This window comes from Pseudomonas sp. GW823-FHT06B06 (genome assembly GCF_058795195.1).
Genome location: NZ_JBXAHO010000010.1, coordinates 159,759 through 171,567 on the forward strand (window position 1 = coordinate 159,759; position 11,809 = coordinate 171,567).

The 11,809-nt window shown below is 54.2% G+C and carries 6 protein-coding genes; all 6 read right to left on the minus strand.

From position 1 onward, the window contains the following. Positions 1-2: 2 nt before the first annotated feature. A complete protein-coding gene (locus tag AC1Q8Q_RS11920; protein WP_102685514.1) occupies positions 3-716 on the minus strand; it encodes a DsbC family protein in 714 nt (237 codons plus the stop codon). A gap of 118 nt (positions 717-834) precedes the next feature. Beyond that, positions 835-1,179, minus strand: coding sequence for a TraA family conjugative transfer protein (gene traA, locus AC1Q8Q_RS11925; protein ID WP_013100908.1), 345 nt, complete (start codon positions 1,177-1,179; stop codon positions 835-837). Between the two features lie 140 nt (positions 1,180-1,319). Continuing rightward, on the minus strand, positions 1,320-8,714 hold the full coding sequence (locus tag AC1Q8Q_RS11930) for a DUF4165 domain-containing protein (protein WP_102685512.1): 7,395 nt from the start codon (positions 8,712-8,714) through the stop codon (positions 1,320-1,322). Positions 8,715-8,844: 130 nt separating this feature from the next. After that, complete coding sequence (traV, locus tag AC1Q8Q_RS11935; protein WP_102685511.1) at positions 8,845-9,345, minus strand: type IV conjugative transfer system lipoprotein TraV; 501 nt, start codon at positions 9,343-9,345, stop codon at positions 8,845-8,847. A gap of 10 nt (positions 9,346-9,355) precedes the next feature. Continuing rightward, a complete protein-coding gene (locus AC1Q8Q_RS11940; protein ID WP_102685510.1) occupies positions 9,356-10,672 on the minus strand; it encodes a TraB/VirB10 family protein in 1,317 nt (438 codons plus the stop codon). 12 nt (positions 10,673-10,684) lie between these two features. Further along, positions 10,685-11,725 (minus strand): type-F conjugative transfer system secretin TraK, encoded by a 1,041-nt coding sequence (locus AC1Q8Q_RS11945; protein WP_102685509.1) that lies wholly within the window; start codon positions 11,723-11,725, stop codon positions 10,685-10,687. Positions 11,726-11,809 lie beyond the last annotated feature (84 nt).

Sequence of the window (11,809 nt, forward strand, 5' to 3'; positions counted from 1 at the left end):
CCTTAGAGGGTGCGATTCGATTCAATCCAGGCGCGCAGGCCTTCTTCAGGCTTGCCTTCTCGGGTCAAACCGTCATCACGAATGAGGAAAGGGACATTTCGAGCTCCAAGAAACTGAGCTGTCATCCGGCGCTTCGAGATCACATCGAGATCACACTGCGCGGTTGGGAGCTGTTCGAGAGGAGTTTTCATGTCGCCGGAAGCGCCGGCTTTCCACGCAGCAACCTTGTCTTTCGCGCAGAGGAGTTCTTTGGTGCGAATCGCGCTCTCTTGGCTGAGCAGCGGCAACATCAGCACGTCGAGTCGATACCCCTCGGGAAGGGATGAGCGGGCTTGTTGAATGATCTCTTTGCAGAAACCACAAGCAGGGTCGGAGAACATGGTGATTGCTTTCTCACCGTTGCCGACTGTGAGGGGGGCGAGATCCTTGAAACCGAGGTTGGTCTTATCCACTGGGATGTAGTGGGCGGCGATCCGAGCATCCTCGATGGTTTTTAACTCTTTCTTCGCCCACACGTCATAAACCGTTCCCTGGATGATGAATCGGCCGGTATCGCTGATGATGGCGAATTTGCCGTTCTTCTCGATCGCCAGCATTGCAGACGCAGGAAGCATCACTACCTTGTCTGCGTTCTTGTCCGCAGGGCTCGCTGCTACTGCGGTGCCAGCCAATGCAAGCAGCGTCATCGCAAGAATGGTTCGGGTTGGTTTGAACATGGGCTTACCTCCTGAGTCGATTCACCCAGAGTATTTGGCCCGGAAAAGAAAAGGCCTCTTTTTCAGGACGTTTTAGCGTCGGAAAAAGAGGCCTTTCAGAGAGGCGTTCTGACTGAGATCAGAAGCCTACAGGCAGGGCTTGGAGAGCGTTGGTGACTACAGCTGCTGCTGGGATAGTTGCCGACATTACCGACTCGATAACATCCGGCGCAGCATAGAGGCCAACACCGCCGCCAACGCCAGTAACGAACGGCATAAGCGATTGGCGGAGAACGCCCGCGCCGATGCCGGTGAGGATCATCAGACCGATCAGAATGCGGCCGAGGGTACCTTGCATCCACTCAGTCAAGGTAATCCACACGCTATCGAACGTATCGCCGCCGGTACCCGCGAGCGCGGTACCGGCGACCACCATTGCCGCTGCGATGGCCATCGTTTGGAGGGTTGCTTTGTTGACGTGCATTGGTCTTGCTCCTAGAGGTTGACATGCGCAGGGGCTGCGCTCAGGAGACATTTTTCGTGCTTTCCGTAAGCCTGTGTTTCGCTTTCAGGCGCATTTGTCGACGGAAATTAAAAAGGGCCGCTTTATGCGGCCCTTCTCTTTTACTTGTTGGAGACTGGAGGCGATTCCGCGCCGGAGTTATCGATACCTACCAGCGTAATTACCGGCTCGCCATCTGGATAACGCCACATTGGCACAGAGATGCTGTTTGAGCTGAGAGCCTGCTGCTCACCATTGATGAACCAAAGGTTTTTGGCCATGCGGCCATCTTCATCAGTACAAACGGCTTTTGCCAGCCAGGAGGTTCGACCTACCACAAGCTCCAGCTTGCAGACCGGGGGCTTATTCCTTGCCACCGAGATATCAACCTGGCCTGTTGCTGTGTGCCCCATTGCGCTGGCAACATCCAGTTTCACCGTATACACGCCCTCCTCTTCAAGGGTCGCTCGCCCATAGTCCCCTGAGCTTGATAGCGTCTCCCCGTTGAGACTGAACGTTTTGCTGAGTATCTGGTCCTTGGGATGCCCGCCGGTGATTGATGGTCGGATCAGAACGCCCAGCGGGGCACGATTCGCGTCGTTATCCCCACTCCAGGACAATTTCACATCCCACGGAATTGGCTCCAAAAACTCCATCTCTGTTTCGGCATAGCTGTAGTTGCCCCGCGAGTCGGTGATATGAGCACCGAATGTGTAGATCCCCGGCTCAGTCAGTCGAACGATGCGACTGGTCTGGCTGGAGTCCTTGATCATTTCGAGGCCGGCGTAAGGTGGGATATCCCACTCGATGGTCAAGCCCTCGAACTCTCGGAACAAGCCAAGAGAGCGAGCCGTCATGGTCAAGTCTGCCGGCGCATACTTGGCTGAGTATTTGGTGTTGATCTTCCACTCAGGCCAGTCGTACGACCAGAAAATAAGACGGTGCTGAGTTAGGCCCAAACCGCCTCGATCCTCATACCCATTGATCCAAGATCGGACGCTGATGTAGCTCTCTTCTTTCTCCATGTCCTCCCGAGTTGGGGTGTACTTCACCTCAGTGGAGTCGACGACTGTGCCGTCAGGCAGGATGAACTCACCATCCATTGTCATATCCATTTTCGGGTACGGCATCATCAAGTTGGCGACCCAGGTAGCTTCCTTTCCTACCTCAGGACGGCGCGGCCCGATGATCTGGACACGAGGCGGCCGGACGGGTCTAAACGCAACGCCTGCGCGGAGGGTTTTGTAGACGCGCTTATCCTCTGGTGAGTCTGAGTATTTCAGCCTGGCCGTGAGGTACACACGATCAGCAGAGTTGCGGCTCAGCCGGTAGGAGCCCTCCCCAGCGGCCCAGGTTTTACCGCGATCCTCCGACCATTCCACAACCATTCCGGTCGTATCGAGCGCATTACCTTTGAGGTCAGTGAGCGTGAACGTACCGCTATCACCAATAAACACGTTTGCTGGGCCTTTAAGGCGGGCAACGGGCACGACATAGGCAATAACTTCAACGGTAGGGGTCATGGATTTCGCGCCGCTATGGCGGTTCGTCAACTCTGCCCTCAGCAGATATGTACCCCGCTGAAAGACCATGCTGAGCCGTTGCGGCAGCTTCGCATTGGCTTCAACGTCCTCCCACGTCACGCCGCCGTCCTTGCTCATTTCCCAGCGCACGTCACCAAGGTCTCCTGACTGGTAGCGATCGTTGGTGACGGCGTAGAAGCTGCTGCGAAGAGGAGCTGGGCCGATAACCCGCAATGCCTGGATTGAACCATCGAGAGATTCGCCGTTGAGAACGGAGAGCACCATTGGCGAACCCGACTCCCGAGTCAGCTCGTATTCCGGCACAGGGGAGCGAACACGCGCTTCAGCAATGATGCGAACCGCTTTGTTCGTCAACGATTGTAGATCGATCTCAAACTCAACCTCCCCGTTCTCGTCGATGGGCTCCCAGTTTGTCATCGGCTCATAATTCACTCCGGCAGTTGTCGAAAGCAGGCGAATATCCCAGTCGCCCATGCTGCTCAGCCGATATGCATCCTCCATGTAGCGGGTGTCTTTGATGGCCACGCGGATTGGAAGGCTGACCGTATCCAGGACAGTTCTCTCGTCGTTGAGAATGACAGGGAGAATTTTGTCGTGAGGGACCGCCAGGAGTGACGCGGTTTTGGTCGACCTCATCTCTGGCAACGCGGTGTATCCAACGTCAACGGAGTATGGCGTTACGCTCCACAGGGGAGCCTCGACCCCCTCGATGTAGCGCGTAAACCGCTGGGCACGACCGTAACTCGGAATCGTAGACCGTTCGATCACTGCATCCGCCCGATTGATCGCCACGTCCAAGGAAGCTGCGATTGCAGTCACTGATGCGCTACCAACATAGCCGCCGAGTTGTGAGACCGAATACAGCCCTTCTTTCACCAGGTTGCTTGCCGGCATATCGATTTCGATTGCCGGCGGCTCGATCACGTTTACGGTGTGCTCTCCGTAGCCAATATCGATTTCCTGACCACTCGGCGTAAACATGGATGCCTTCCAGGAGATGTTGTTCGCGCCAAGCAGGGTCATTGTTCCTTCCGCGAGTGGCGTGACGGTGTTGCGTTGCTGGGCCATGCCTTCTGGCATCTGCATCCAACGGATAAGGCACGATGGGCGGCTCGACCATTGCTGAGCCGTCTTTTTCGCAACGCCTTCGTTCGCCGTTGCATCACACACAGGGCCATCCGTGTGACGGAGCAACAAGGAAAGTTGCTGCACCTTCTGATAGGCCTCTGCCGGTGCTGGCTTCAGGCCAAAGCGGATCTGATCTGCAACCGGAAGGATCTTCAAGTCACGAGTGAAGCTCGCAATCTTGTGCTTCACGCCGCTAGGGTCAAACACATAGGCGGTAGCCTCGATAGTCTGGTTTCCCAAAGAACTCCCGCCGGCATCCATCATCAGATTGGCCAAGGTACTAGCGTTGCGCCATTCATCGGGGGTTTTCGTCCAAGTGACGTAGCAAGCACGATCTTGAAGTGCATTTTTCGGCTTCGCGACAGCTTCGCTGGTCAAGATGCTGCATGCCCCATTGCTCGGGCTGAAGCTGATTTGAGCACGGCCGGACGCTTGCAGAATCTCCCATGCATCAGCCGTCAGTACGCCCTCCGGAGCCCATACGGTTACCGGCACGGAATAGACAGGGCCGGTCATATCGGCGCGACTGAGATAGACCAGCGCCTGGCCATCGACCCCAACATCCAGGCCACCTAAACGGGCCTCCAGCAGATCGGCAGTCATTTTCGTAGGTACCAGACGCATACCAGTGCCTTGAGAAAGCTCACGATGCTCCAGTGTCACCCCAACTTTCGAGTCAGGCGTGACGATGGCGATGATCTCGCCGCCGAGAGCCTGAATCACTTCCTGGTCGGGAATTCGGAGCGCATAGGCACCCAAACGAGTCGTCATTTGGTGCTTCACGGCCGGGATGCTCGGGGCCACCGAGGTAGGCTGAACTTCGCGGTCTTTGAACATCTCCCAGGCCGGCAAAAGCTTCAGGACAACATCTTGATCGACATAGAGGCCATCCTGGTCAATGGCACGAATCTGTACTGAGGTTTCAGCCTGGCCATCGGTCTTATAGGTGATGCTCATTCCCTTCACCGTCACGTGGCCATGTGCTGGCTGTTTGACGACTTGCAAGGTGTGCGAGCCCCAGTTGTTCGGATCGATCACTTTCAGATCGGCCGTTCCACCGATTCCTGCGTACATCTTCACTGTCGAAGGGGTGATACCCGTTGGTGCAAAATTGAACTGAGTAACAGTGACCTTCCCCTCTCCTTCTACACTGAGCCCTTCCTGATCCGTGGCGCTGAAAGTGAACGAATCTTCCCCATAGAAACCCGGATTAGGGGTGTACTCCATACGGCCATAGAACACACGGACAGTCCCGTGCGTCGGGTTCGTGAGGATCTTGAACGTATGGCTGTCCCAGAGATTGATGTCATGCACCTCAGGATCAACTTGGTCACTAACTTGCCCTTCACGGGCCTGAATGATTACTCCCGTCCAGGTAGGGGCGTAATTGAACTTCGCGACATTCACAACCGCGGTGGCTTCAGCCTTCATCCCAGACACGTCCTGCACGCGGTACCTGAACTCATCGGGGCCAACGTATCCAGTGTTCGGGGTGTAGGTGAACCCGGTAGGGGTCGCTACTACAGAGCCCTGGGACGGGCTCGACAGAACTGAATAGGTTTTCTTCTCCCACGCCGCCGGGAAATCCTCTACGGGAGTTGCGTCCACCGATGAGCTTTCGTTGACGCTGACCGTCAGTTTCGTTGTTACAGGCGGCTCTATTACCTGAATGACCGATTGCCCCTCTTCGAGGGTGATCTTTTTCCCGGTTGTGTCGTAGACGCTAGCCGTCCAGCGGATCGGATGCAGCCCGGAACGGGTGAAAACTCCTGTCAACTCAAGAGGATCGAGCGCTTTGATGCTCAGGTCTTTCGGGATGACCGAGAACTCAATCAAGCACTTCAAGGCACCGCCGCTCATGCCAGCACTCTTTGCCGCTGCGTCATCACCAGTGATCGAACACGTTGGGCCCGAGCGCTGCGTCATGGTGACGGATGCAGTCTCAATCGCACGAGTAACACTTTTCTCATGCAGCGATTGGATGAAGGTTGTTGAGCCGGTCGCAGCTTTGACGCTCAGTATTTCCTCACCGCTGCTCAGCAGTACCTTTTCCGTACCCTTGTTGAATACATAGAGGGAATAAGCGACCTTCTGCTGGCCTGCGTCGAGGACTCGCCCTGTCAGCTGAGTGACCGGGTGCGGTGCACCAGAAACCTCTACTTGCTGAAGGCCTCGGGGAATGCTCGTCCACTCAAGCAAGCAGATGGGCGACTTGATGGGATCGGCAGACCTTGCCACCGCGGAAGATGTCGTTAGAGGGCAAATGCTGCTAGCCGAAGCGGACAACTTTACCGTGGTGTCAGTCATTGCCTGTACAGGATTTTTATTGTTGATGCCAAGCGTGACCTTGGGCATCCAGGTATTGATATCGGCGTACACCACAGGAGCATTCGGCGCGGAGGTAGAAATGATCACACCATTACTTCCGGTAGCTCCCTGAGTTACCGGAACAACAGGTAGCGATATCTTACCGCCGGTACTAGTGAAGTTGAGTTGGCTAATCGTTACTGTTGCCCCCGGATTGACGAGAACACCGCCAATCTTTAGGGGTGTTGCTGCGTCAGACCTGAGCGTTGCCAGCAGATCATAAACACCAGAAACTGGCGTACCGTCCGCAAGCTTTAGCTGTTCGCTGTTTATCACCACAGAGCCATCGTTACGATTGAACTCTTTTGGCACCGCAGGGATATTAACGAGACCATTTACATGACCAACGATCCCAGCCATCTTAGGGCTGTAGAGGAACGTGGTTGAGCCAACACCCTTGTTCTGTTGTGAGTCCTGCGCATTGACTCTGAGCGTATAACTCTCTCCAGCCGTTAAGGACGGGAATAGGATCGGGTACTCAAGGCCATAGGTAGTAGCATTGAGCTTGCGGAACGAAAGAGCAATAGATTCGTTAGCCGGCCCCCCAGTCAAGCTAATCGATGTAATCTTTGGTGCGGGGTCTTTATTGTCAGTTACCGTAAAGGTGATTTTGTCGAGTGTATCAATAGAATCACTCACACCCTTGCTTACCGTAACAACTGGCTTTGTCCGATCGCTCTGAAACTTGAAAAGTGGTAGCTTTGTTATTGCGCCTAGATTTTCGCTAGCAACACCAACCAGATCATGGGAGCCTTCAGGCAGGGTTTTCAGATCGAACTCGTATTCAAAATATTCACCAGATGACGATGTGAGTTTTTTGGTAACGCTCAGTGCTGTTCCGCTAGTGTTTTCAAGCCATGACGTATTGTGACGAAGATAGTTTTGATACGCGCCTTGCTGCGGTTGCCTGACGTTGAGGGTCAGTATCATCTCCGAAGAGTTATAGGTATAAGACAGGACTGGCAGATACAGGTCGTTCCACCAGACGTCCGCCCATTGGCCAGTTGCATTCAACGTGCCGTCTGCACTTTTCAGCACGCCTTGATCATGAAGATATCCAGATGTGCCTTTGCTCAGCTGGCGGGTGACTGCGATTTCGCATTGGGTCTGCCCGGCAGGAATAGTACATGTGCCCATGTGAGTAGCCACTTGATCAAAAGGGCGTGCCTCGACGGTATACCGAACTTTCGTGATCGTGACAGGCAATTCCTGAGGCGAGACTACCCTGCTCGAATAGCTCATCCAGCCTTTGTCGCTAAAGTAATATTCGATACGGCTTATGACGGGCGTTTTCGGGGCAGACGGGTGCAATACTAAATCGTAACGGATAGTTCCTTGTGAGCCCCACTCGCCATAGTTAGAGAACTTGATGTAGTTAGTGTCCTCTGCTCGATATGGAAGCGACCCGACAAGGTAAACATAGGCCGAATCCTCGCCAACAATCTGGTTCTCTCCAAAACTGTTTGTGAAGCGTATACCTCCTTGCCGGTAGGTGTGCCAGTTGCTCTTTGGGATTCTCCATGCAAGCCGTATCGGATTAGTTTTGACATAAGATCCGGCGACATAGGGAACAAACCCCTTTAGTCCTGGCGCGAGAGTAGTTGATACACTTGGATCATACACACCAAACGGTTCAGTTGGCGCGTTGGCAATGTTGTCAAACATTACCTTCTGACGCTTGGTGGCCGTAGAGTTACCTGCTTTGTCAGTGACAACAAACTCCAGTCCAAATACCTCATCCAAATCTGAATCAGGAAAGAAATCTGTTCTGTACTGAATTGAAGCCGTTTTGCTCTCTTCCGAAAAAAGAACATTGTGAGCCTTATAAAGAGCACCGGACTCCCGATATACGTTAGCGGTGACCTTGCTAATTCCCGATGGGTCAGATAACCCATCCAGGACGAAGCTCGAATATGTCAAAGCATCGATTGCTGCAAGGCCGAGCTTCCAAACATCGCCAGTAAGAACGGGATCACCCCATGTATATGGGCGCGGGGCAAATGTCCCTGTTACTGGGCCAGCAGTATCAATGACGAGAGGCACATTCTCAGTCTGAACAACAGCACCAGCACTGGACAGGATTTCTGTTTTTACGGTATATCGTCCATCAGGTAGTTTTGGACTAACAAACTCTTCCGCGTAGTAGTTCTCGCCGTTGTATGAAATAACGTCGCTCGCACCAAGAACCTTTGAACTTTCCTTAGTGAACACAGGTGTGGCGGCACCGTTAGCAGTCACCGCTATGCGCAGTTTTCGGTCAATACCACCGCTTACCATGAACGATATGCCAGTGGAGGGGTTGATAAACCCTGTGCCTGGCTCCGTATTGGTTTGAACCCCTGCAATGTTCGTATAGCCGTATTTAACAAGATCGGCATACGCACCATTGATTGGCACAATGGCCAAAGCGATAGCGCCCAGAAGCGCACCACTCACTTTATTGAGGAACGATGGCCCTCGGGTCTTTGTCGTACCCATCGTGGAACTCCTTTAACTCGCGTTGGCAAGCGAAACCTTAGAGTATGTTTTGTTAGGTCTTGAAACGACCAAATGCGCCTGCTTTCGCAAGGCGCATTTCTGCTCAACCGCCGGCACTTCGTTTAATGTTCTACTTGGCAGAATTAGCCTGTGGCGGTTGAACGATTGTGAGGGGACGCAAGGTTGGTGTTGCCTGGGGGGTTCGTGCACCGATCTCCCAACGACGCGCTTCTACCTCGGTATAAATGAAGCCTGGAACATACAAATCGCCTTTCTCATCCTCCCACGGATCAACTGCAATACGCATGACTACAGCCTGCGAGCGGATCGGAAGAGGATTTCTTGCTCTCATCGGCATTGGAGCGTTGTCCGACCCCTCAGCGATAAGCACGCGAGTTGCGCCGGTTCCTGTTGATTTACCACTGTCGGCCTCAACGCCTTCTTGCTCTTGCTTCAGTTGGGTTTTGTAGTCATCACCTTCAGTTGCCGAATACACATCTTTCGCGGACATACAAGTAACGCCATTTGGCATGCCTTTACAGGCGTACTCACTTGAGCCTACGTTAAGAAGATTTGTGCAGCCAGTAGTCAATGCAGTAATTGCACATACAAGGATAATTTGCTTAATCATCATGATTCCCTTAATTGTTTACGTCATTGACTTTGAGAGTTGCTGCATTGAACTTAACGGTCATGCCTTTGTTGACGATAAAGTCAACATCGCGCATTGCGTCGATTTCAATAACAGGGAAGATGCTTTCAGCCATTTCGAGATAGAAGTCGGCGATTCGCTCAAGAGCCGTGCCAGCCCCGCTGAAACCGGCCGACTGAAGTGCGTTGCTATCGAATGCCTGCTCGTAAACAGGAGCAACGGTGTCGCCGTTATCGCCTGCGCGAGTGACGTTGATTGTCGGTACCTTTTGAACGTTGAACGCGCTTGCGACCCCCTGCATGAAACCAGCCATAAGGCTTCTTGCGAGGATTTGGCCCTGCTTGCTGACTAGACGGCCGCGGATGCCTGCCTTCCCATCCTCGCCTGTTGCGTAAGCCTCCAGGCTGGACTCCAGCACCGAACCATCATTGCGTACGCACGACAGGCGCTCCGCTCGCAAATAGGCTCTTTCCGAGCTGAGGTCACCCCAGCCGCCAGCGATCAGAAAGCATTCGCGAAAGTCAGCCCTGAAGCGGTTAGGAAGGATTGCTTCGTTCTTGATGCGGATCAGGCTCGGGAAGGGGTCGCGCTGTGCCTGCTTTCCAGTTGGCGCGTCCATACCTGTGACCAAAACGCCAGACAGGATCGATCCAGCGGGCAGGGTCACAGAAAGCTCCTCAGGCTTGTCGCTCTTCCCCTCGTCTTCCTTGCCCTTTATCACCCGGATCTTAGGCGTTTCCTTTTTCTCGCTTGATCGTGATTTGGGGTCTTCCGGTTGCTCAGGTGGAAGGTTCGAATAAACGTCAGTCAGATCTGCTGGCGAGCTTGTTGCTTTGTTGATGAATGCTGATTCGCGAGGGGGGATAGGGGATCTCGCCTGGGTGGCTGTCGAACTACTCGACGAGGTATCACCACCCTCACCAGTGCCTTTCTTTTCGCGTCCAACCCGCGCCAGCTCCTGCTGAAGCAGCTGGAGTTCTTGCTCCAGACCGCTCACTTTTTCTTGCGTATTTTTGAGCTGAACGTCCTTTTCTTTCTGTCCCATCACTCGCTCAAGGCGGTTTTGCTGCGCCTGTAGCTGTCGCAATTGGCTGGCGATGGAGTCCAAGCCCAACGCGCGTGGGTCTTCATCGGTGAGGATGGCCTCTACCTGTGGTTTTGCCGCTGCGCGCGCTTTGCGCTCGGGGCTCGCCGCGTTCATGGCGACGCCAACGATAGTACCGACGACCAGAACCGTCCCACCGATGGCAAGCATCAGCTTGCCTCTGGGCGTGAGTTTTTCGAGGAATTGCTGAATCGCTTTCACTGATGGTTCCCCTTACTGCAACAGGCTTGGACGAGTGGAGCTTTGCGGTACTTCAGTCGGAACCCGCGTGACTACAAACACTTCTGTTTTCTGACCAGGTTCAAGCACCTCATCTGGCCATGCGCTTACAGCTGCTCGGTGAGGGTGCGTGCAGGAGCCGTGATCGAACTCAACGGTTCTGGCCGACACGTTCTCGGCGGTGGCCACGAAGACTCGGAAGTCATGGCCCTCGATCAACTGCGACTTGCTGAAATCGAAGCTGAGGCTTGGCTGCGCACAGGCGGGGATCTTGTTGCCGCTGGTAAGCGCACCGAAGCTGTATCCACGCGGCAACTTGCCTAGCGCCATCTCGCGCATCAGGGAGCGAAGAGTGTCCATATAGGGCTGAGAGCGCTCCCACTTCCGCGCCTGGCCGCTGTAGTTCGTCGACGAGGTGATTGGCATTCCGCTCGCCAGCCCTTGTACGTTTTTTGCCAAGATCAGGTTCGCCTGGATGGGAGGCACGCCTTGAGGCAGCAACGTCAGGGAGATGGCGACAGACTCATCGTCCTCAGGGGTGACAAACATGGTCACCGGCTTCTCATCCTGAGTCGTGACGTAGATGACGTTTCCGCTTGTAGAAATTTCAGCCTCACTTACCGTCTGGATATGAGGGTTATCGAACGGCGTAACCAGACGGTTGATTTGGCCTCTGCTGATCGGAATCAGGGTGTTTGTGCCGCTTGCAACGACCACATCCTGACGAGACTCGACGGGCTGAACAGGTGTTGGCTTCTTCACAACGCTGGCAGGCACGCTGGGGTTTTCAGCAGAGCCGGGAGTAATGGCAACCAAACGTGGTTTCTTTTCCTCCTGAGGATCTTCCTGTCGTTCAGGAACGCTCTCAGGAGAAGGTGTAGGCTTGGCAAACGCTTGAGGCTGCGTGCTGGCTGCAACTGGCATGTTCATGCCTGGAATCTGGATCTGCTCCTGCGCAATAGCAGGCATTACGGCAGCCATAGCCATTACGAGCGCAGCTGGCTTGAAGAAATGGAGGGAAACTGGAAGTGACATCGAGACGACCTCTGCTCTGAGATGTCGTCAATTCTGGAGGCCATTCAGCCGCTTGAGTTGCGTTTTCAAGCAGCTTTTGCGTCT

Coding starts and splice junctions, on each gene's coding strand:
- AC1Q8Q_RS11920 (WP_102685514.1), bottom strand. CDS start 716: ATGTTCAAACCAACCCGAACCATTCTTGCGATGACGCTGCTTGCATTG.
- traA (WP_013100908.1), bottom strand. CDS start 1,179: ATGCACGTCAACAAAGCAACCCTCCAAACGATGGCCATCGCAGCGGCA.
- AC1Q8Q_RS11930 (WP_102685512.1), bottom strand. CDS start 8,714: ATGGGTACGACAAAGACCCGAGGGCCATCGTTCCTCAATAAAGTGAGT.
- traV (WP_102685511.1), bottom strand. CDS start 9,345: ATGATTAAGCAAATTATCCTTGTATGTGCAATTACTGCATTGACTACT.
- AC1Q8Q_RS11945 (WP_102685509.1), bottom strand. CDS start 11,725: ATGTCACTTCCAGTTTCCCTCCATTTCTTCAAGCCAGCTGCGCTCGTA.